The sequence below is a fragment of the Thermodesulforhabdus norvegica genome (assembly GCF_900114975.1).
In the GTDB taxonomy this organism is placed as follows: Bacteria; Desulfobacterota; Syntrophobacteria; order Syntrophobacterales; family Thermodesulforhabdaceae; genus Thermodesulforhabdus; species Thermodesulforhabdus norvegica.
On record NZ_FOUU01000002.1, the window covers coordinates 419,169 to 439,845 of the forward strand.

Genomic DNA, 20,677 nt, shown 5'->3' on the forward strand with positions numbered 1-20,677 from the left:
AAACGAGAGGGATCAGAACGAGTTGGAAGCTGGGGTGCCTGAGACTCCTTACCAGGGTATAATGAATCTTGCCGACCTTAAGAAACAGAATATCAAGTATCTTCTTTACCTGGCCGAGCAGTACGGGATTGAGGGCGCCGCTTCCATGAGGAAGCAGGATCTTATCTTTGCCCTGCTTCAGGCTCATGCAGAAAGGCAGGGAATAATTTACGGGGAAGGGGTCCTGGAGGTACTGCCCGATGGCTTCGGTTTTCTGAGAACTCAGGATTATAACTACCTACCGGGGCCCGACGATATCTATGTATCCCCGTCTCAGATAAGGCGTTTCAATCTGCGAACGGGTGATACGGTTTCCGGGCAGATTCGACCTCCCAAAGACAACGAAAGGTATTTTGCTCTTCTGAAGGTAGAGGCCATAAACTACGAACCGCCTGAGGTGGCAAAGAACAAGATTCTCTTCGATAATCTTACGCCCATATACCCCAATCGCCGCATCAGGCTGGAAACGGACCCCGATAATTTTTCTACCCGAATCATGGACCTGCTGACTCCCATAGGTTTCGGTCAACGCGGATTGATAGTTGCCCCGCCAAGGACCGGAAAGACCATGCTCCTGCAGAATATTGCCAACGCCATATCTATAAACCATCCCGAGGCCTACCTTATAGTGCTCCTTATTGACGAGCGTCCCGAAGAAGTGACGGATATGGAACGCAATGTGAGGGCGGAGGTGGTGAGTTCCACCTTTGACGAACCTGCGCAGAGACATGTGCAGGTTGCGGAAATGGTTATCGAGAAGGCAAAGCGGTTGGTGGAACATAAAAGGGATGTGGTTATACTTCTGGACAGCATTACCAGACTTGCAAGGGCTTACAACACAGTTGTACCTCCAAGCGGCAAGATTCTTTCGGGAGGTCTGGATTCAAATGCTTTGAACCGTCCTAAAAGGTTTTTCGGGGCGGCGAGAAATATCGAAGAAGGGGGTAGTCTTACTATCGTTGCCACGGCCCTGATTGATACCGGAAGCAGAATGGATGAGGTGATTTTCGAAGAATTCAAGGGAACCGGTAACATGGAGATTGTTCTTGATAGAAGGCTTGCCGACAGAAGGATATTCCCGGCCATAGATATCAATAAATCGGGTACCAGAAAAGAAGAGCTATTACTGCCGCCCGAGGATTTGAATCGCATCTGGATTCTGAGGAAGCTTCTTTCTCCGCTTAATCCTGTTGATGCGATGGAGTTTCTCCTTGACAAAATGATGGGCACCAGAGATAACGCCGAATTCCTGGCATCTATGAGTCAATGAATCGGGATACTAAGAGAGGATATGGCGATTGTTGCAATTATAGGACGACCTAATGTTGGAAAATCCACCCTGTTTAACCGTTTGACGCAGAGCAGGCGTGCCATAGTAGACGATCTTCCGGGAGTTACCCGCGACAGGTTGTATGCCGATGTGGAGTGGCAGGGCAGGCATTTTTTCCTTATGGATACTGCGGGCATCATGAGTGATGCTCGAGATGGGGTTGAAGCAGAGGTCCAGGAACAGGTGAAGCTGGCTATCAATGAGTCCGATCTGGTGGTTTTACTGTGCGATGTACGATCGGGTCTGCATCCCGAAGAAAAAGAGATCGTCAGGGAAATACGACGGGTAGAAAAACCTCTTATCGTTGCGGTAAACAAGGTTGACGGGCCCAGACAGGAAGAACTGGTGGGAGAGTTCTACGAATTGGGAGTGGAAGAAGTCATACCGTTAAGCGCCATTCACGGACATGGTGTTGAAGATCTGCTCGATCGAATCGTTGATAAACTCCCAATCCGTAAAGAACCGCCGGTAGATCTTAGTATTCAGGACAACACCGACATTATCCGAATGGCAGTGGTTGGAAGGCCCAATGTGGGGAAATCTCAGTTCGTGAATTGCCTGCTGGGTATGCCCAGAATGGTTGTCAGTGACATGCCGGGGACGACCAGAGACGCCGTGGATGTGGAGCTGGAATACAAAAGAAGGCGGTTCGTTCTGGTCGATACGGCCGGTATAAGACGAAGGGCGCGAATCAAGGAGAAGCTGGAAAAGATCTGTGTTGTAAAATCTCTGGAAAGTATCGATAAAAGCGATATTGCTGTTATCCTTATTGATGCAACGGAAGGACCCACTGATCAGGATCTGCACATAGGGGGTTATATTCAGAGGCGGTACAAGGGGTGTATCATAGGTGTTAACAAGTGGGATTTGATTCAGTCCGATAAAAGGGAAGCTCATAGGGTTATTGAGGATGTACGCCGCCGGTTTCAGTTTCTTCCCTTTGCGCCGGTGGTGCCCATGTCGGCTCTTACGGGGCAAAATGTCCGAAAGGTGCTTAAGCTGGCCCTTGAAGTGTTCGATCAATATTCGACCAGAATAGGAACCGGCGTTCTTAACAGAGTCTTTCGAAGTATCCTTGAGAAACATCATCCCCCTCAAAGAGGTGGTCGGCCTCTGAAATTTTATTATGTCACACAGCCATCTACGCGCCCGCCGACCTTTGTGCTTTTCTGTAATAGGCCCGATGATATTCATTTTTCTTATGAGCGTTATCTGGTAAACCAGTTTCGTTCGGCTTTTCAACTGTCTCAGAGTCCTGTCAGGCTTATATTCCGGGGAAGGTCCGGTGGGGTTGCGGAGGAGGCCTAGGCGCCGTCGTCGTCGATATGTTTTACTGCTTTTGATACTTATTGCCGCCTCTCTGCTGGTCTATCTGAAATGGCCGAAAAGTCCTGAAGTTTCTCGAGAAAGAACCCCGGAGACGGAAGTGGTCAGGCCCCCCGGGCATGATCCCGGGAAGATTATGGCCCTGCTGCCTTTAAGCGGTCCGCTGAAGGATGAGGGTTTGGCGGCCAGAAGGGGCATGGAGTTAGCCTTTAAGGATGCCGGAATTGAGGTTTCTCTCTATTATGTGGACTGGGAAAGAGAGAACATCCTTTCATACGTTTCCGAGAGGTCTTTCGGAGTTTTCTTTGTTCAACTGCCCTTTAGCGAAATCCTGAAAATTGTGGAGCGTCGCCCCGATGCCGTGATTATTGCCCCGACATCTTCGCATGAGGGGTTAAAGGAGCTTTCGCAGGTCTTCTCATTCGTTGCTACGGATGGCGAAGAAGGCAAGTATGTCGCCTCGCTTGTGAAAGGAACATCGGATGATGTTTCTTCCTTTGTGATTGTGCTGGAGCCCGATGGGTACGGAAGTGTTCTTTATTCCGCTTTTGAAAAAGCCTGGGATTCCGGAAAAGCACCCTGCCGTGTTGTGAAATGGAAAGGCGGTCAGGATGAGCCGTGTGATGAGATCAAGTCCGTTATTGCCGGAAAACCTAGAGTGATATGGCTTTCCGGGTCGCCTCAATGGATTAATCAAGTCTACTCCAGAATAATGAGCCTGGGATATTCGGGTTTTTTTCTGGTACCCTCATATTTCGATCAGCATATGGCCAGGCGGGTTCCTCCAGGTTACTTGAATCGATTTATTTTTGTTAGGCCCTGCGTCGGTGATCCTGAATACCATCCCTGGAATTCCTTCTTCGAGCGGTTCAAGAGAAAGTTTCTGCGGGCACCTGAATGGATAGACAGCCTCTTTTACGATGCGGCCACTGTTTACGCATCTTACGTTAAAAGCCTGCGCTTGAGAAAAACAGGGCCTTCGGTAACGGTCGCCGATTTTCGGGCTTTCCTGGGAAGGCAGGAATATTTTGAAGGTGTAAGCGGAATTATGCGTTTTTCCCAAGAAGGCCGCGTCAGCGGATCTTTTCATCTTGCCCTGTTCAAAGGCGGGATGTTTGTCCCTGCAACGAATTCTATATGCGAAAGTTCAGGCCTTAAGGGTTGTTCCCGAGAATCGGCGAATACTTCGGGTAAAGATAAATAAAACCGGGCTTCCTCGGTGCGCCCCCTTTTTGCGCAACCTGCTGCATAAATACGGCACTTTTTCTCGAGCATTTTTAACGCCTCCTGCCTTTGTCCTTTTGACAGAGGCTCTTTGATCAGCAACTTTACAATTGCCTGAATGCGATACCTGTCGAGGGCAGGCACAGATGAAGATAACTGGTCTTCGTGTCCTCCTCTTTTTATAACAAGGGGTTCTTTCAAAAGCCCGACGGGATGGCGGCATCCTATCCTGAGCCACAGGTCGTAGTCCTCGCAGGCGGGGAGGTTTTCGTCGAAAAGCCCTACCTCGTCGAAAAGCTTCCTGTGAATCATAACGGCAGAAGGGCTTATCAGACATCGTTCAAGAAGGCGCTCGAAGCAGAGTCCTTCCGGTTTTTTATGGTATTTCCTGGGATTTACTCTTCGGCCCTTTCGTATCCAGATTTCTTCTGTTTGAGATATGAGCAAATGAGGGTTAGCAAGGATAAAGGCCCAGTGCCTGAAGAGCTTTTCGGGTTTCCACAGATCGTCTGAGTCCAGAAAAGCGATCCATTCGCCGGAGGAGATGCATATCCCCCGGTTCCTTGCGCTGCTTACCCCTGAGTGTTCCTGGTAGAAATAGGTTATTTGAGGGATAAAGCTATCGACGACCCGAGAGGTTTCGTCGGTAGAACCGTCATCTACGACGATTATTTCCAGCGGACGGACGAACTTCTGAGCCAGTACCGATTTTATTGCTTCGACGAGAAAGCGGGCCCTGTTGTAAGCTGGAATTATAACACTTACGGGAATGGTTGTGTTCATCTTGCATCATGAATCGTCGAGTTGCCGTAATGCCTGAACCACGTTGTGAATCAGCCACTGAGGGGTTGATGCGCCGGCAGAAACACCCACGGTTTTGTATCGGGACATTTCTTTCATGTTGAGATCTTTCTCTGTTTCCACATGGTATGTGGGTATTCCCGTGGAGCGGGCAACTTCGGCAAGCCTTATCGTGTTTCCGCTGTGGTATCCCCCGACGATCACCATGGCCTCCACAATTCCGGCCAGCTTGCGAACTTCTTCCTGTCTTTCTCTCGTGGCCCCGCATATTGTATGTTTAACAACGCCCCCGGGAAACTTCCTCCGAAAGGCTTCCACTATCCCGGCAAAGGTCTTCTCGTTCTGGGTGGTCTGCGCTACCAGGAGCACCTTTGAACATCCCTGTGGAATCTTTTCCAGGTCATTGACATTTTGAATAACTATGCCTCTACCTTCTGCGTAACCTTTTAGACCGATGACCTCGGCATGGTTTTCGTCCCCCACGATGATGGTGCTGTATCCCTTGCGGGCATACTGCTTTATGACGGCCTGAACTCTTGCAACCCGTTTGCAGGTTGCGTTTATTACACGATGGGCTTTACGATACAGCTCCTTTCTCACACCGGGGGGTACGCCGTGAGCACGAATGACCACGATTTTGCCGGTTGCTTCGTCCGGAGATTGAATCTCCTCCACGCCCCTTTCTTTAAGCATTGCCAGTACCTGATGGTTGTGTATAAGAGGGCCCAGAGTGCAGATGCATTCGTCGGCCTTTTTGTTACGGATTGCCTCGAGAGTCATCTCAAGAGCATATCGCACTCCGTTGCAGAATCCCGCGGTTTTTGCGACGATAATCTTCATCCTGTTAACTCTCCCCGATCAACTTTTTTGCTTCAAGGAACGACACATTGCTTTTGAGAATTACCTGTTCAAACCATCTGTCGAAAGCACTTAGCATTTCTTTGACCGTTTTGCTCTCATTTATCTTTCCCCGGAATTCCGAGGATGCCGGGCAACCTCTGGAGAACCACATAAGGTTTTTTCTTATTATAGCCGGATTACGCAAAAAAGAAAGTTCTTCAGGTGCTTCTGCCAGAAGCCTGATGTAAGCTTTTGCCGTACCGTGAAAGACTGACCAATCGTCAGGGGGTGGGTTCACAGAGTCCGGCCTGAAGTGAGCTGCGCCTGCCTGGAAGAGCCAGGGGTTTCCTAGAGCGCCTCTGCCGATCATAATCCCGTCACAGCCCGTTTCCCCGTACATCCTGAGCAGATCTTTCAAAGATCCAACGTCCCCGTTTCCTATCACCGGAACCCGGATGTCTTTTTTAACCTTTTTTATCCATTCCCATTGAGCCTGCCCGGAATAGAGCTGCTTTGCGGTTCTGGCATGGATTGTAATGGCCGCAACTCCCAGTTCTTCAAGATTTTTGGCAACTTCGCATATGTTTATCGATCCTGAATCCCATCCGAGTCTGAGTTTTACCGTTACCGGCAGAGTAGATGTTTTCTTAACCCTCTCCACAATCCTGTAGAGGCGGCTGGGTTCTCTCAGAAGAGCTGCTCCTGCTCCTTTCCGGACAACCTTCGGTACAGGACAACCGGCATTAATGTCAACTACCGGGGCTCCCAGATCCTCCAGGATTTTTACCGCTTCTTCGAAGGATGCAGGTTCCGATCCGAATAGCTGAAAGGCCTGCAGGGCAGGAATACTGGAATCAAGAGTCACGTATTTAAAGGATCCGGGATCCTTTCTTCTAAGGCCTTCAGCGCTGATCATTTCAGAAACCACCATTGCTGCACCGTGCATGGCAACAAGTCGGCGGAAAAGCGTGTGAGTTACTCCCGCCATGGGCGCCATTATAAGCGGATTGTCGAGCCGGAAGCCTCCAACAACAGGTCCCATAATGCGCCTCTTGCAGTAATTTTGCTTTTATCTATGATTGAAAAGCCTTTAAAAAGGTTTTTGCAAAAAAGCAGGTTATCAAAATGTCCGGGTTTAGACTAGGGGTGGTAATCCCTACAGAACTGGAAATGAGGCCTCTTTTAGGGACGGAATTTTGCGAGGTTTTCGATTTCTACGGTCAGATGCTCTGCGGCGTCAACTGGGATGATGATTTGTCGGTTATCTGCGTTACGACAGGTATCGGAAAGTCAAATGCAGCCTTTACGGTAGCTGCTCTTTTTTATGAACATAAGCCTCACTTTCTAATTCATGCGGGGTGTGCCGGGACTTATTTGAAAGATAAGGTTAAGGTGGGTGACGTTGTGTTCGTAACAGAAGCCCTGTTTGGAGACGACGGGATTATGCAGGACCGGGGAGTTATACAGTCTTATGAGATTATGGGCATTCCGGCACACAGAATCGGAGAAAGGTCTCTGTTCGACAGGGTGAGTATTTCGGAAAAACTTTTGTCTTTATTCATCGAAGCCTTGCCCGAGGGAACGTATCCTGGTCGGTATCCTTCGGAGGGTGAAGGCGGATTTTCGGTTGGGGGCTTCCGGTTGCACTACGGTTCAGCACTGTCGGTGTGCTCCGTAAGCGGCTCGGAGGATATTGCAAAAAAACGCTACGGGGCTTATGGTGCAGTGATCGAAGATCTGGAAACGGCTTCGGTCATGCTGGCCTGCGTGCGTCTTGGCCTTCCGGTAATTGCACTTCGGGGTGTGAGCAATGTGGCGGGCATAAGAGACAAAAAACGGTGGCGTGTAGAAGAGGCCATGTATAATACGGGCACGATTGTTCGAAAAAGCGTGCCAATTATAAAAAAATGGCTGATTAAACAGGAGCTGTCCTGATCATGACCAGGGAAATAACGCTGGGCATTTCTCCATGTCCAAATGATACGTTTATTTTCGGTCCTCTGATTACCGGCAGGGTCTCTCTACCCCGGACCCTTATCAGAGCTCACATAGCCGATGTCGAAGAGCTTAACGGGCTTGCCTGTAATGGTGCCCTTGACGTCGTTAAAATATCCGTTCACGCCTATCTGGACGTGTGGAGGGATTACTGTCTTCTTCCTGCCGGAGGAGCAATCGGCCGGGGAGTGGGACCGATAATGGTTTCAAGGCGCAGGATGTCCGGTGACGAATTGAAAAATGCCCGGGTTGCCATCCCGGGAAAGAGAACGACGGCTAATTTACTGCTGGAGTTATCAGGGCTTCACAGTGGCGAAAGGGTCGAAATGGTTTTTCATGAGATAATGCCCGCCGTCCAGAAAGGGCTGGTCGATGCCGGAGTCGTTATCCATGAAGGTAGGTGGACTTATAATTCTTACGGGCTTACGTGTGTTTGCGATCTGGCGGAGATGTGGGAAAATATGACCGGGCTTCCTCTTCCTCTAGGAGTTATTGCACTACGACGCGGTTTTCCAGAAGGTTTTGCAGAAGCAATTAAAGATGCAATCAGAGAAAGTATTCTTTATTCTCGGAAGCATACCGACGAGGTGATGACTTTGATCAGACGGTACGCCCAGGAGATGGACGACTGGATAATTATGAAACATATCGACTCCTTCGTTAACGAGTTTTCTCTCGACGTGGGTCAGGAAGGGCGCAGAGCTGTAAGGACTATTCTTCAGAAAGCATGCAGGAAGTTAGATGTGGCGGAACCGGAGTCTGTATTTTACGACGATGATGGACTCTAAAGGAGCGGTTGAGCTATGAGCTTATTTGATAAAATTTTTCTTTTTCCTTTTACCGTGTTGCCTGAGTCTTTTTACAGATTTGCCTCACTCGTACTGCCTTCCGTTAATGTGCTTGAAGTTTTGAGGCCACCGCAGTTTCCTCCGTGGAACAGAGGAGAATTAAGGGCGTTCCGGGTCATCAAAAGAGACGAAGATCGTCGTAAAATAGCCGCAATCTATCGAGGATATCAGGATCTCGCCAGGGTTCACGGTGAAAAGCATCTGATCGATACCATATCCTTACTGAAAGAACACGATGAGTGGGAAGAGTCGAGACTCAGGTTGAGGTCGGCTATCAGGACGCCGGAGGAAAATAAGGTATCGGACGAGTGGGTAAGGTTTGTTGAGGCCGCGCTCATAATGGAACTGGCGCGGGATCTTGACGAAAGAGATATTGAACTGGATGCTGATTTATCAAAAGTCCACGAGCTGGAGTCTCAATTCCGGCTGAGCCTGGGGCTTGAAGAAGAGTTCGATGAGGATGTGGACGATTCGGTCAGGATTACGGCCGAGCATCTTCCTCAAAGAAGTTATTTCGGCTATATGATCCCGAAGCGGATCACTTCGTGGTTGCGCCTTTACAGGCAGGCCTTTATTGGTGAACCTCTCGGTGCTCCGGTGCTACTTTGTGTTACCAGAGAGGTCGTCGAGGAACTGGTTGACCCTCTGAGAACGAAAATCGAACGGGCTGGCGGTGAATGGAAGGAAGAATTCGTGTTCAACGTAAGGGTTATCAACGTTTTCGAGAAAATGGCGGTTGAGGAATTCGAAAAATTCAGGACTGAGGTTCTAAAGTACGACAGACGACCCTTCTGGGATGCTCTGGCGCGATTTGTCGATGAGCCGGAATTGGGTGATGTCCTTTCTGAATTGAAAACGGAAGCTCTGAGGTTTTCCGAACTTTTGAACAAAAGTGCGGAAGGTCGTTCTGGTTCTACAGGGTTTTTCGAACAGGTTTTGGAATTCGGGGCCTGCTGTTATCCTCAGGTGTCTTTTCAAAACCTCAGCTCCGCCTTTCTGAGTCCGGCAGAAGAGATTTTCGTGAATGATGACAGACCGCTGGTGGTGTTATTTTTAGACGAGAGAATCGTGGAAAAACATTAAAGGAGATTACTTCTGGATGGATCTTGCCAGAGATTTAGTCGAAGAACTTGCCAGGGAATTCGGGCTCGGAGATGAAAAGAAAGCCGGCCTCAGGGAACTTCTCTATTCCTTAAACTGGCCTCTGTTGGAAGCGGCAAAGCAGATGGATATTACTGACGAAGAAAGGGTTCTCAGGATTGTGGCTTCTCTTTTGGGTATTCCTTACCTGAGGAGCCACGAATATCCGGAAAAGCCCGTGTTGCTTGACGGAGTTTCTATAGATTTTCTGAGACATCATGCAATCCTGCCGCTTCAGGGAGAGAATTCCGATGTGGTTTTAATTATAAACGAACCCTGGGACCTGACCACGACCTCCCTGCTGGAAAAGCATTTTTCCGGATCACGGGTGTCGGTTGCTGTGGGTCACGGAGACGAAATACGGACGGCCATAGATAGAATTTACGGGGCCATGGGTGGAATTACCGGAGAAGCCGAGGAAAGCGTTGATGTGCCCGTCGGTGTGGATGTTTATGAGGATGATCTGGATCGTCTGAGGGGGCTCGCTCAGGAAGCACCGGTGGTTCGCCTTGTAAACGTTCTGCTTACCCGGGCTCTTGATATGCGGGCATCGGATATTCATTTTGAGCCCACGGAGAAGGCCTTTAAGGTACGATGCCGCGTGGACGGCGTCCTTTATGAGCTTGATTCTCCTCCGAAAAGCATGCAGCCAGCGATCATAAGCCGATTGAAGCTAATGGCAAATATGGACATTGCGGAGCGACGGCTTCCTCAGGACGGTCGAATTAAGCTCAGGTTCGGCCATCGTGATGTCGATATACGGGTTTCTACGGCCCCAACGATATACGGTGAAAGTGTGGTTCTCAGGCTGCTGTCCCAGGAAGCCGTCGAGTACAATCTGGAAAAGCTGGGCATGGATTCTCAGCAGCTCAAGATAGTTACCGAACTGATAGAGCGGCCTTACGGGATGATTCTCGTGACGGGACCTACCGGGTCGGGAAAGACGACGACCCTTTATGCCATACTTCGGCGTCTCAATACGGCAACCAAGAAAATAATAACCGTAGAAGACCCGGTGGAGTATCAGATCGACGGAATAAATCAGATCCAGGTTAAGCCACAGATAAATCTTACCTTTGCCAATGCACTGAGATCTCTTGTGCGTCAGGATCCGGACGTGCTTCTCATCGGAGAAATTCGTGATCACGAAACGGCGGACATAGCGGTGGAATCTGCCCTGACGGGTCATCTCGTTTTTTCGACACTGCATACCAATGATGCTCCGGGGGCGATAACAAGGCTGAGGGATTTAGGCATTGAATCATTCCTTATCGCCGATTCTGTGCTCGCCGTCATGGCCCAGAGGCTGGTAAGGGTTCTTTGCGAAGAGTGCAGGGAACCCTACGAAGCAACCGATGAAGATATGAATCTGCTTCAAAGATGGACCCCTCATCTGGACGAAAGACCCGTTATTTTTCGTCATAGAGGATGCAGAAAGTGTGGGTTTACGGGGTACAGGGGCCGTCAGGGTATATTTGAACTTTTTATTGTACGAGATCGCGTGCGGTCCGGGATTGTTGCAGGGAAGGATGCCGGGGAGCTGGCCCGGCTGGCCTCCGATTTGGGCTATCGACCGCTGATATCTCAGGGCTGCCAGAAGGTACTCCAGGGGATTACCACTATATCGGAGGTTCTCCGGGTTACCAGTCTTACGTAATGGGGTGAGCGGTGGCTTATTTTTCCTACAGAGCCCATGATAGAAACGGTGCCGTTCATAAGGGTGTTATTCAGGCTTCCAGTGTGGAGGAAGCCGTAAGGAAGTTAAAAGAGAACGACCTCTTTCCCATCAGGATCGGCGAAGCCACCCGAAGAAAGACCGGTCGTGTTCGCGATGAAGCAATCATAACCTTCTGCCGTGAACTGGCCAATCTTTTGCGCTCCGGCCTGCCTGTGGACAGGGCTTTGATACTTCTAGCCCAACAGGAATCTGATAAAACCTTCAGGAGGATATTGCAGGATGTTCATGGGGTTGTTCGTCGGGGCGGAAGCCTTTCGGAAGCTCTACAGGAGCACGAATCCCTGTTTGGGGTTTTTCTGCCCCCTATGATCAGGGCAGGTGAGGCAAGTGGAACCCTGATACGGATTCTGGAGCAGGTCGGGGCTTATCTGGAAAGAAAACACCGGTTTAAACAAAATCTCATATCGGCCTCCATTTACCCTATGTTGCTTCTCGGCATGAGCATGATCTCCATGATTGTCCTCCTCGTTTACGTTCTTCCCAGATTTGCAAGAATATTTCAGGATCTTCAGCAGGAGATACCCGCCGTCACGGCAGTTCTTCTGAAGATGGGATTATTCCTTCAGAACTACGGGTGGACTCTTCCTGTGATAATGCTGGCTTTGTTTTTTGGAGGAAGACATCTCTCAGGCAGAGAGTACTGGCGACGGCACCTCGATCGCTGGGTTCTTAACATTCCCTTTGTGAAGAATCTTGTTATCTACACCGAGCTGGCCCGTTTTTTTATGACCATTGGCACCATGGTAAATGCAGGAGTGCCGCTACTTAAGTCAATTCATCTGGCTCTGAGCGTCGTTGGTAATGGTTTTATCAGGGATAGCCTTAAACCGCTGTACAATGATGTTCGGGTTGGGCGCTCGGTTAGCGCTTTTTTTGCCGGGTTAAAGAACATCCCGGTCAGGGTTGGAACCGTATTGAGGCTTTCCGAAGAAAGAGGAGAGCTCGGCAGAGGGCTTATGGAACTTGGAGAATATTTTGAAAGCGAGACCGGAAAGATTCTGCAAAGAATGATAACCCTCATGGAGCCAGTGGTGATAATAGGGACGGGCTGCGTAATAGGAGCAATGGTGCTGAGCATGTTTGGGGCTATTGTTAGCATTACGGAAGTTAGGTTTTAGAGTTTAGAGGCCTCGGGAGAATGAAAAATAGAGGTTTTACTCTTATCGAAGTGATCCTGGTCGTACTGATTTTTTCTCTCGCTGTAGGCATGGTGGCTCCGAGAATAGGTGGCGGAGCCTTGAGGATGAAAGAGCGGAATTTCGTTACGGCCATGGTTGAATCCCTGTTAAAGAGCCGTGAAAAAGCCCTGGCTTCGGGGAAGACGGAAATTTTTTTTATCGACTCCGGGGAGCGAACCTTCGGTGTTGGACAAAACGCACACGGTCGAATTCCTGAAAATGCCGACATCTATGCGGAAGGACTGGAAGATCTGGGGAATGGAAGGTATGCGGTAAGATTTTTTCCCGACGGTACGGCTCCACCGGTAAAGCTCGATGTAACCTTTGACAGAGAACGCCAGTACATCATATCGGTAGATCCCATCCTGAACAGTGTATCGTGGACGGAAGGCACTTCATCGTGAATAAGAAGGGTTTCACTCTCGTCGAAGTTCTGGTTGCCCTGGTGATTGCGGTACTTGTTGTCGGAAGTGCTATGGCTCTGATCGGAGGTGTTTATCAAAGTCGCTATCGACTGGATAGACGGATGAAGGCCATTCCCGTTCTTGATGCGGCAGCTCAGGCGATCTTCAGGGATCCTTCGCTGGTTCATGAGGACTCCATCGTTCTGAAGGAACTTCCCGGTTCTCCGGTGGTCTATGTCGTTGCTACCAGGGTAAACGATGGTGAAATAGCCTCCAGTGTTGCCCTTTACCGCGTAAAGCTCCGCTATGAGGACAGCGAGATTGAATTCAGCGTCGTTAGCTCTGAAGAATAGCCACGGCCTCACGCTTATGGAGGTGCTGGTGGCAATCACTGTGGGGAGTATGGTGCTGGCAATAATCGTGTCGGCTCTCGGGGCTTCACTGATAGCCTGGGATCGTGTGAGAAATGAAAAAAGGAAAACCTTTTCCTCGGTATTCCATATCCTTGATCTTATGAATCGCCAGGTTTGCTACCTCGACTTCAAGGCCGATTTTCCCGGGTTCTCGGGATCGCCGTTATTGATTGCCGAGTCAAAGAAGCTGGTTTTTGCTTCGAGAATATCCCCGATGGGCGTCTCAAAAAATAATTCCGTCCTGGCGGCCTACTTATTCGATGAAGAAAATCGGGTTTTTTCGTATCGACAGAAAATTTTGTCGGCTTTTAACTCCGAGGACGATCTGGATAGATTCGTAGAAGGAGATGACGCAGAAGGGTCTGTGGAAACCGAGATTCCCGTTGCGAAGCTTGAATTTGCATACAGAGGCGAGGATTCGCAGTTCAGAGAAAAATGGGACGAAGAAAATGGGTTGCCGGAAGAGATAAGGATCTCCCTCTGGATGGAAGAAAAGGGGCAGCCCTTTGTCTGGATTATTAAAACGGCCCCTTTCGGTCCGGTGCTTAACCGGGGTGGGGTTAAAAGTGAATGATTCAAGAGGCGTTGTCCTGATCGTCTGCCTGTGGATATCGGGGCTGATTATCTGGATTGCAATGAGTACTGCGATAATCTTTAGATTTATGCTTTCTTCGGAAGGATCCGTGGTTTCTCGTTTTTACGCACGGTATGCGGCTCTGGGCGGAGTGCAGGAAGCTCTTGCAAGAATGGGGTGGGAAGCGGGTCGTAAGCTCGAACTGGAAGATGTCGGCAAAAAAGAATGGCGCCCCGACGGAACCGTTCATGCCCTGAGTTATTCCAGATGTACCGTCAGGGTGCGGATTGAGGAAGAATCCACGAAAATTAACGCAAACCTTGTTGACAGAGGAGAACTTGAAAAGATTCTTACAGAGAAAAGCGGGCTGTCTCAGGAAACGGCGAAGATCTGGACGGATCGTATAATGGATTTTATCGACGGTGATGATGTTTCACGAGATCTGGGGGCCGAAAAGATTGAATATGAAGAAGCGGGGTTATCCTACGGCCCTTTTAACAGGCCTCTCAGGTACATAGAAGAAATACTTCTCATACCCGGCGTTGAATGGGAAACTTTCTGGTACGGAATGGAGACAGACGATCAGGATGACCTGCTTCCGGGGATAAGGAGCCCTTTTTCACTTCTTACCGTGTACGGCAATCGTAAGGCCCTTGTTGAAGATGCTGAAAATGAGGAAACTGTGGTCTGGAAAAACGGGGGACTTTACCGTATTCTCTCGGGTGCCCTGTGTGGTAGGTACGGACGGGTGGTTATCTACGCGATTGTAAAGCTGGATACCGGATCTGTGCCGCATTACAGAATTGTGGAAATCAAGGAAATGCTTTAAATGAGGTCATATCTGGAGAAAATACCCATTCCGGCTCGAAGAGTTCTCGTTCTGTATGTTTTTCAGGACAGGGTCTGGATTGTTGCCGCCGGCCGCAACGGTGGCTCATGGACGGTGGGGCCATTGGAAGAAATTCGTCACCATGGTTCCGAAAACCTGGGCTTGATTTCTGAAAGAATTGCGGAATTGGTAAAATCGGACAGAAGCGCTCTGATGGTTGTTCTTTCTCGGGAGTTTTACAATACGACGAGAACCACTTATCCAGCGGGGGTACTGGATAATCTTCACAGGATAATCGAATACGAAAGGCAGGAGCACACCCTTCATCGAGACGTAGATGATCTGGTGATCTACAAAAATTTTAAACCCCTGGTTTCCGGGCGTGGGGATTCCGTTCTGGTCAACATTCTTTGGACGGAAAAGTCTTCATACGGCAGGTTTATTCAGCTTTTACCGGCCGATTCTTTCGTTTCGTGGACTATCGTGCCCGACTGCCTCCTGGTTGAGGCCTTTGCTGAGAGTGTCGGATTGGAAGACACCTGGGTTGTTATACCCTGCGGTTCCGGTTCATTCGGCGCCTATCACGTTGGTCGGGGCGGTGTGACGGAATCTGCTCTTATCGGCCCGGACGGCTCGATATCCAGAATGCTGTTTCTTCAGAAGCTTTCGGGTGCTAAAGGAATAGTAGGTGTTTCGGAAAACTTTCTGGATGCAAATGTCAGGATTGTTGAATCAGGAGAGTTTATCGGAAACGCCCTGAAGGGGTTCCTGAAGGGCACAAGAATTTACGGATTTGAGGGGTCCGTGCGCCTGGGATTACCCCGGGTACCCAGGTCTTTGATTCCTCTGGCAGTCTTTCTGACACTCCTCGTTGGGTGGGGCTTTTTGATGGATTACCGGTTAGAGATTGCCGAAAAAGAGCTGAATCAACTCTTAAAGGCAAGGCAAAACCTGGAGGAGCGTTGGAAACCCATCGAGGCAAATATTAAGACCATTGAAAAGCTGGCAGAGGAACGCAGGACGCTTGATCAGATAATGAAACAGAACGTACCCGTCAGCAGGCTTTTTGAGAAGCTCAGTGATGTGACACCCGACGATACCTGGCTTAACTATTTCGATCTTTCCGGTGGTAATGTCGTAATGCTTCGAGGTGAAAGTAAATCCGCCGTCGAGTATGTTTCCGTTCTCTCCAGAATTCCGGGATTTAGGGATGTGGGCTTTGTGGCTCCGGTAAGGAAGAACAATCGGACCGGCAGGGAAATGTTCAGTATTCGTTTTGTAGTGGACTGGAACGAATTTCAGAAGGCTGCGGATTGAGAATGCTAAAAGAACTGAAGAATAAGGTTTCCGTAAACGTACTGCTACAGGACATCAAAAGGCATCGAACTGTTGTGGTTGTGTATGCACTGGGTCTGTTATTCTGCTGCTTTTTGCTGTTCCTGTGGCTGGTTCCCGTTCATACCCGGTACGAAGACATCAAAGCCCGTATTGCCTCAACGGAGATGCTTGTAGAAAGATACCGGTCGAAACTTAAAGAGGCTGAGGCTTTCAAAGAAGAGCTCGAAAAGCGTCGTGAGGAAGTTGAGAAGCTGAGGGACAGGCTTTACAAGGGACGGGATCCTCTCGAGCTTGCGACGTCTCTTGGCAGGATAGCGGAATCGGAGCAGGGCAAAAATCCGGTTCTTTCGGTACGGAGCTATCAGATCTCATCGACCAAAGATTACCAGCTCTACCGCGAGGTTGAGTTCCGATTTGTGCTGGATGCCGACATTTACGGCCTTTATTCTCTTTTAAAATGGCTTGATGAATCACCGGCTCTCATTGTTAGACAGCTCAATGTTCGTTATGTAAGGCGTGGCAGGAATGAGTCGGGGCTAATGGTAAACCTTGTCCTAACGGTTCTTATGGAGAAGAAAGGGTAAAGCATGAGATGGCCAGGATTTGTTTCGGTGGTAGCCGGTGTGGTAGCGCTGTTTTTTCTTTCGTCCTGTTCTTCCCTGCAAAGGCATCCTTCTGCTCCCGGGAGCCTCGTACCGGAGCAGATAAGGCAGACGCTGAGAGGTGGCGAACAAATAGAGGCCAAAAGGGAAGAAGTTCCTTCTGCTCCCGGGAAAGCACCGGAAGAGGGAAAAGAGAAGCCTCTTTCATTTCCGGAACAGAGACCGTCAGGACGGTTTGGGATTCTTGCTCCCTCCGAAAGAGCCATTCCGGAAAAACCCTCGCCGGAGCAACTGCGCCGGAAGGTTGTTTTCAACTTCGATCGAGCCAATATCGTTGAGGTAACTCAACAGATTTTCGGGGAATATCTTAAGGTCAACTATGTTCTCGATCCCGCCTTAAACCTTTCGATGAGCTTCTACCTTGAGGGTGAATATTCGAACGATGAGTTGCTGATGCTTCTTAGCCAGGTATACTCGGCTCACGGTGTGGATGTATTCGAACGAGATGGGGTTTATTACATACAGCTTGCCGCTCGCACACGTGGCTCGGGCCTCAGCCTGGTAGGCCCCCGGGATCTGGAAGCCTCTCGGCAGGAAAAGCCCGCAATCTGCATGTATCGCCTGCAGTTTATCGATGCCAAACAGGCGCAGGGCGTCATTCAGCCATTCCTGACGGTGAACAGGCCCGTTTCCGTGGATCCGGTGACTAATACGTTGATCTTTGTGGACACCATGGACAACATCCGGACTCTTGTGGACATTCTGAGGCTTCTTGATGTTAACATCTTCGATCAGATGGGCATTGAGATTGTGACCCTTGAGTACCTGAACCCCGTTGAAGCGGCCGATGCATTTAACAACGTTATGGACAAACTGAATGAATCCTACAAGCAGATGATATCCAGAAATCTGGCCTTGATTCCGATGGAGCGTATAAGTGCTTTAATCCTTGTATCTCCCGATCGTCACATTCTGGATACGGCCAAAAAGTGGATAAAAAGCCTCGATGTGGAGGGAAGGGATTCTGGAGAGCAGTTCTTTATCTACTTTGTGCAAAACGGTCTGGCGAAGAACATAGTGGACGTTCTGAAGGAGGTATTCACAGGAGGAAGCGAGGAAAAACACACAGGGGTTCAGATTGTGAAGGCAGAAGAACAGAAGTCCCAGGGCGAGCAAGCCAAAACGCCGGGCGTAAGTGCAAAGCTTGCGGGTGAAGTAACCATTATTGCAGATGAGACCAACAATGCCATAATAGTTAAAGCTTTGCCCGGTGATTATGAAAAGATCAAAAAAGCCATCGAAACCCTTGATGTGCTTCCCAGAGGAGTACTGATAGAGCTTCTTATAGCCGAAATCACGCTTACTGATGAAACCCAGTACGGTGTCGAGTGGTATTTGAAAAACAAGGGAATGGACATCGGCGGTTATGCCGGACAGTATAGCATAGTTCAGAACTACGGTGTGCCTTTCAACAGAGACTTTGATCTCGGAACCGCTACCTCTCAGGGACTGTCGCTTTTCTGGGGAAGCCTTGAGGGAGACATTGCTTCGCTCATCAACCTTCTTTCTTCGTTCAGCCATTTCAAGGTCTTGTCTGCTCCGACGATACTTGCCACCGACAACAAGGAAGCAAGCATTACGGTGGGAGGGAGTACTCCTGTTGTGAGCCAGCAATCTGTAGATACCGCCGGAGAAACCCTGATTAACACGGTTAACTACGTCGATACCGGAATTATCCTGAAGGTGACCCCTCACATAAACGAAGGGGGTATCGTTCGTCTCGAAGTGGAACAAACCATACGGGATGCCGTAAAAAACACGGTTTCCGGTATAGATTCTCCTGCCTTCACGGAAAGGAAAATATCAACCACATTGCTTGCAAGAGACGGTAATACCGTTGTCATCGGGGGCATTATTCAGGAAAAAACCGATACGACCCGCACGGGCATTCCATTCCTGAGTCGTATTCCCATTCTTTCACCCCTGTTTTCGAGTACCGACACGTCTCTTAACAGGACCGAATTACTGGTTGCCATAACTCCCAGGGTTATAGACCATGCGGAAAATGAGGCTGCTGCGGAATTCCTGAAAAAACTCAATTTGCTCAGAGAAGTAATTGCAGGTGAAGCCGAACCATCAAAGCCGACTCGGCCGCCTTTGCCCGTTCCGAAGGGAAATTAATCTGTTCTCTGGCCTTTAGAGGCGATTGACCGGGCAAGCCGGAGGATTTCTTCGGGACTCAGGTTTTCGGGCCTGGTGCCGGGGCTCGCGCCGGCTTCTCTGAGTATCTGCTCCGCCAGCGTTGCGTCCATGAAACTCTTGAGAATTGTTAGAACGGTCTTTCGGCGCATCCGGAATAGGCGGGAAGCCACCTGCCGGAAATAGGGCCATCCCGGGTATTCCCAGCAGGCCCTTTCGAAAAACTTGATTTTCACCACCGCTGAATGAACTTTTGGCTTGGGGTAGAATTGACCCGGCCCCACGTAAAAAAGTCGCTCCGTCAGTGCACAGCAGGCGAGCAGAACGGTGGGGAGACCGTATTCCCGGGTTCCCGGTTTTGCCGTCCACCTCCGGGCAACCTCACGCTGTACCATTAAAACTGCCCTGTCGATATGTCGGTGATTTTCAATGAGCCGCATAAGCAAGGGTGAGCTTATGGAGTAAGGTATGTTTCCTATCACCTTTATCTTTTCAGCCTTTTTCGACTCGCCCGGCTTGTTTAATAGATCGGAAGAAAGGATGTCTTCAATGTGCCAGAAAACGGTAGCCGGAGTCTCCGAAGGCATTACGGACTGCAAAGCCTTTGCTATATCGGCGTCGAGTTCTACGAGATGGAGGTTGCAGGGAAGCCTTATCAGGTGGGCTGTAAGAGCTCCCAGGCCGGGGCCGATCTCAATCACAGTATCTCCGGGGCGAACCATCAGTGCCTGGACTATTTTTTCGGCCGTTCGGGGCTGAATGAGAAAGTGCTGTCCCAGGGTTTTTCGTATCCGGCCGGAAAACATTCGGAAGTAGTCTGAAGGGCGCAGAAGCATGTATCAGAGCCACCGTGATACGGCATCCAGCGATAGAGGGTCTTTTACAAAGCCCTGGCGTTTCCACACCGCATAGCCGGCCGCGGCCACCATAACCGCATTGTCCGTGCACAGAGAAACGGGAGGAATGTGGAGTGTCCATCCCTTTTCTATGGACGCTTCGGCGAATCGTTCTCTTAAGCGGCGGTTGGCGGCAACGCCCCCAACAACGATCACATGTTTAACGCCGTGATGAACGGCTGCAGCCGTGGTCTTATCTACGAGCACGTCCACGACGGCTTCCTGGAAACTGGCAACCAGATCCTCCACACGATAGGGTACCTCGCCTTCAAGGGCAGGGTTTCCGAACTTCCGGACGAAATTCGCCACGGCCGTTTTCAGACCACTAAAGCTGAAGTCAAAGGAGTCTCTTCCGAGGTAGGCTCTGGGGAAGTCAAAGGCTTCAGGGTTACCCGAAACAGACAGGCGGTCTATAACGACCCCGCCGGGGTAGCCGAGGCCGAGCAGTTTTGCCACCTTGTCGAAGGCTTCGCCGGCGGCGTCATCGAGCGTTCCTCCCAGATAGTGGGGTCTGGAATCCGATGATTCCATGTAGTACAGCGCCGTGTGGCCGCCCGAGACCACCAGGCATACCGCAGGTTCTTCTATCGGCTCATCTTCGATAAAGGCAGCATGAATGTGAGCTTCGAGATGGTTTACCCCTATAAGGGGTTTGCCCAGTGAGTAGGATAGGGCTTTTGCGGCAGAGATACCCACGAGAAGAGAACCCACCAGTCCGGGACCCTGAGTTACGGCTATGGCGTCCACCTCGTCAACGGTCACACCGGCTTCTTTTAATGCCTTTTCAATAACGACCAGAATAGCCTCCACGTGTTTCCTCGAGGCCAGTTCGGGAACCACCCCCCCGAAGGGACCGTGGACGGCTATCTGGCTTGCTACGGCACCGGAAAGAATGCGACGACCTTCCTCAACGAGCGCCGCCGCCGTTTCGTCGCAGGACGATTCAATCCCCAGAATTATCAT

General features: G+C 49.9%; 20 protein-coding genes. 15 read left to right on the top strand and 5 right to left on the bottom strand.

The genetic code is table 11. The annotated features are described in order from the left end of the window. Positions 1 to 61 precede the first annotated feature (61 nt). The 3 genes from rho to BM091_RS05555 are packed head-to-tail and all read left to right on the top strand — an operon-like array spanning position 62 to position 3,899. Positions 62 to 1,309: a transcription termination factor Rho gene (gene rho / locus BM091_RS05545; protein WP_093394286.1), complete on the top strand. Its 1,248-nt coding sequence runs from the start codon at positions 62 to 64 to the stop codon at positions 1,307 to 1,309. A 21-nt stretch (positions 1,310 to 1,330) separates the two neighbouring features. Continuing rightward, entirely contained in the window at positions 1,331 to 2,677 is a 1,347-nt protein-coding gene (der, locus tag BM091_RS05550; protein ID WP_093394096.1) for a ribosome biogenesis GTPase Der, read from the top strand. Further along, entirely contained in the window at positions 2,655 to 3,899 is a 1,245-nt protein-coding gene (locus BM091_RS05555) for an ABC transporter substrate-binding protein (protein WP_093394098.1), read from the top strand. Before der ends, BM091_RS05555 begins: the two co-directional genes overlap by 23 nt. On the opposite strand, the gene BM091_RS05560 is transcribed toward BM091_RS05555, so the two are convergent. The 3 genes from BM091_RS05560 to dusB are packed head-to-tail and all read right to left on the bottom strand — an operon-like array spanning position 3,782 to position 6,602. Next, entirely contained in the window at positions 3,782 to 4,702 is a 921-nt protein-coding gene (locus tag BM091_RS05560) for a glycosyltransferase (RefSeq protein WP_093394100.1), read from the bottom strand. The two genes, BM091_RS05555 and BM091_RS05560, sit on opposite strands and share 118 nt — an antisense overlap. A 6-nt stretch (positions 4,703 to 4,708) precedes the next feature. Next, on the bottom strand, positions 4,709 to 5,560 hold the full coding sequence (ispH, locus tag BM091_RS05565; RefSeq protein WP_093394101.1) for a 4-hydroxy-3-methylbut-2-enyl diphosphate reductase: 852 nt from the start codon (positions 5,558 to 5,560) through the stop codon (positions 4,709 to 4,711). Between the two features lie 4 nt (positions 5,561 to 5,564). Beyond that, positions 5,565 to 6,602, bottom strand: coding sequence for a tRNA dihydrouridine synthase DusB (gene dusB / locus BM091_RS05570; RefSeq protein ID WP_093394103.1), 1,038 nt, complete (start codon positions 6,600 to 6,602; stop codon positions 5,565 to 5,567). 83 nt (positions 6,603 to 6,685) lie between these two features. On the opposite strand from dusB, the gene mqnB reads away from it, so the two are divergent. The 12 genes from mqnB to gspD are packed head-to-tail and all read left to right on the top strand — an operon-like array spanning position 6,686 to position 18,800. Beyond that, positions 6,686 to 7,495 carry a futalosine hydrolase gene (gene mqnB, locus BM091_RS05575; protein ID WP_093394104.1) on the top strand — a complete coding sequence of 270 codons (810 nt, stop codon included), beginning with the start codon at positions 6,686 to 6,688 and terminating at the stop codon, positions 7,493 to 7,495. Positions 7,496 to 7,497: 2 nt separating this feature from the next. Beyond that, positions 7,498 to 8,343 (top strand): 1,4-dihydroxy-6-naphtoate synthase, encoded by an 846-nt coding sequence (locus BM091_RS05580; RefSeq protein WP_093394106.1) that lies wholly within the window; start codon positions 7,498 to 7,500, stop codon positions 8,341 to 8,343. A 15-nt stretch (positions 8,344 to 8,358) separates the two neighbouring features. Beyond that, complete coding sequence (locus BM091_RS05585) at positions 8,359 to 9,486, top strand: hypothetical protein (protein ID WP_093394107.1); 1,128 nt, start codon at positions 8,359 to 8,361, stop codon at positions 9,484 to 9,486. A gap of 16 nt (positions 9,487 to 9,502) precedes the next feature. Continuing rightward, positions 9,503 to 11,200: a GspE/PulE family protein gene (locus BM091_RS05590; RefSeq protein WP_093394109.1), complete on the top strand. Its 1,698-nt coding sequence runs from the start codon at positions 9,503 to 9,505 to the stop codon at positions 11,198 to 11,200. Positions 11,201 to 11,211: 11 nt separating this feature from the next. Then, a complete protein-coding gene (locus tag BM091_RS05595) occupies positions 11,212 to 12,399 on the top strand; it encodes a type II secretion system F family protein (protein ID WP_093394110.1) in 1,188 nt (395 codons plus the stop codon). A 20-nt stretch (positions 12,400 to 12,419) separates the two neighbouring features. Further along, a complete protein-coding gene (locus tag BM091_RS05600) occupies positions 12,420 to 12,863 on the top strand; it encodes a pilus assembly FimT family protein (RefSeq protein ID WP_093394112.1) in 444 nt (147 codons plus the stop codon). Then, entirely contained in the window at positions 12,860 to 13,216 is a 357-nt protein-coding gene (locus BM091_RS05605) for a prepilin-type N-terminal cleavage/methylation domain-containing protein (protein WP_177193536.1), read from the top strand. The genes BM091_RS05600 and BM091_RS05605 overlap by 4 nt, the downstream gene beginning before the upstream one ends. Positions 13,217 to 13,232: 16 nt before the next feature. Next, complete coding sequence (locus tag BM091_RS05610) at positions 13,233 to 13,850, top strand: PulJ/GspJ family protein (RefSeq protein ID WP_245735285.1); 618 nt, start codon at positions 13,233 to 13,235, stop codon at positions 13,848 to 13,850. Then, on the top strand, positions 13,843 to 14,679 hold the full coding sequence (locus BM091_RS05615) for a type II secretion system minor pseudopilin (protein WP_093394117.1): 837 nt from the start codon (positions 13,843 to 13,845) through the stop codon (positions 14,677 to 14,679). The genes BM091_RS05610 and BM091_RS05615 overlap by 8 nt, the downstream gene beginning before the upstream one ends. Then, positions 14,680 to 15,996: a PilN domain-containing protein gene (locus BM091_RS05620; protein ID WP_093394118.1), complete on the top strand. Its 1,317-nt coding sequence runs from the start codon at positions 14,680 to 14,682 to the stop codon at positions 15,994 to 15,996. 2 nt (positions 15,997 to 15,998) lie between these two features. Continuing rightward, positions 15,999 to 16,601, top strand: coding sequence for a hypothetical protein (locus BM091_RS05625; RefSeq protein WP_093394120.1), 603 nt, complete (start codon positions 15,999 to 16,001; stop codon positions 16,599 to 16,601). Between the two features lie 3 nt (positions 16,602 to 16,604). Next, the gene (gene gspD / locus BM091_RS05630; RefSeq protein WP_093394121.1) at positions 16,605 to 18,800 is read left to right on the top strand and encodes a type II secretion system secretin GspD; all 2,196 of its coding nucleotides are present in this window, start codon (positions 16,605 to 16,607) and stop codon (positions 18,798 to 18,800) included. On the opposite strand, the gene rsmA is transcribed toward gspD, so the two are convergent. Beyond that, positions 18,797 to 19,654 (bottom strand): 16S rRNA (adenine(1518)-N(6)/adenine(1519)-N(6))-dimethyltransferase RsmA, encoded by an 858-nt coding sequence (gene rsmA, locus BM091_RS05635; RefSeq protein WP_093394123.1) that lies wholly within the window; start codon positions 19,652 to 19,654, stop codon positions 18,797 to 18,799. The two genes, gspD and rsmA, sit on opposite strands and share 4 nt — an antisense overlap. A 3-nt stretch (positions 19,655 to 19,657) precedes the next feature. After that, the gene (gene tsaD, locus BM091_RS05640; protein ID WP_093394124.1) at positions 19,658 to 20,677 is read right to left on the bottom strand and encodes a tRNA (adenosine(37)-N6)-threonylcarbamoyltransferase complex transferase subunit TsaD; all 1,020 of its coding nucleotides are present in this window, start codon (positions 20,675 to 20,677) and stop codon (positions 19,658 to 19,660) included.

Bases quoted from the DNA above. Each gene is read 5' to 3' on its own strand.
- ispH (WP_093394101.1), bottom strand. From the start codon at position 5,560: ATGAAGATTATCGTCGCAAAAACCGCGGGATTCTGCAACGGAGTGCGA.
- BM091_RS05580 (WP_093394106.1), top strand. From the start codon at position 7,498: ATGACCAGGGAAATAACGCTGGGCATTTCTCCATGTCCAAATGATACG.
- BM091_RS05620 (WP_093394118.1), top strand. From the start codon at position 14,680: ATGAGGTCATATCTGGAGAAAATACCCATTCCGGCTCGAAGAGTTCTC.
- rsmA (WP_093394123.1), bottom strand. From the start codon at position 19,654: ATGCTTCTGCGCCCTTCAGACTACTTCCGAATGTTTTCCGGCCGGATA.
- gspD (WP_093394121.1), top strand. From the start codon at position 16,605: ATGAGATGGCCAGGATTTGTTTCGGTGGTAGCCGGTGTGGTAGCGCTG.
- dusB (WP_093394103.1), bottom strand. From the start codon at position 6,602: ATGGGACCTGTTGTTGGAGGCTTCCGGCTCGACAATCCGCTTATAATG.
- mqnB (WP_093394104.1), top strand. From the start codon at position 6,686: ATGTCCGGGTTTAGACTAGGGGTGGTAATCCCTACAGAACTGGAAATG.
- BM091_RS05585 (WP_093394107.1), top strand. From the start codon at position 8,359: ATGAGCTTATTTGATAAAATTTTTCTTTTTCCTTTTACCGTGTTGCCT.
- BM091_RS05560 (WP_093394100.1), bottom strand. From the start codon at position 4,702: ATGAACACAACCATTCCCGTAAGTGTTATAATTCCAGCTTACAACAGG.
- BM091_RS05590 (WP_093394109.1), top strand. From the start codon at position 9,503: ATGGATCTTGCCAGAGATTTAGTCGAAGAACTTGCCAGGGAATTCGGG.
- BM091_RS05610 (WP_245735285.1), top strand. From the start codon at position 13,233: ATGGAGGTGCTGGTGGCAATCACTGTGGGGAGTATGGTGCTGGCAATA.
- rho (WP_093394286.1), top strand. From the start codon at position 62: ATGAATCTTGCCGACCTTAAGAAACAGAATATCAAGTATCTTCTTTAC.
- BM091_RS05625 (WP_093394120.1), top strand. From the start codon at position 15,999: ATGCTAAAAGAACTGAAGAATAAGGTTTCCGTAAACGTACTGCTACAG.
- tsaD (WP_093394124.1), bottom strand. From the start codon at position 20,677: ATGATAATTCTGGGGATTGAATCGTCCTGCGACGAAACGGCGGCGGCG.
- der (WP_093394096.1), top strand. From the start codon at position 1,331: ATGGCGATTGTTGCAATTATAGGACGACCTAATGTTGGAAAATCCACC.
- BM091_RS05600 (WP_093394112.1), top strand. From the start codon at position 12,420: ATGAAAAATAGAGGTTTTACTCTTATCGAAGTGATCCTGGTCGTACTG.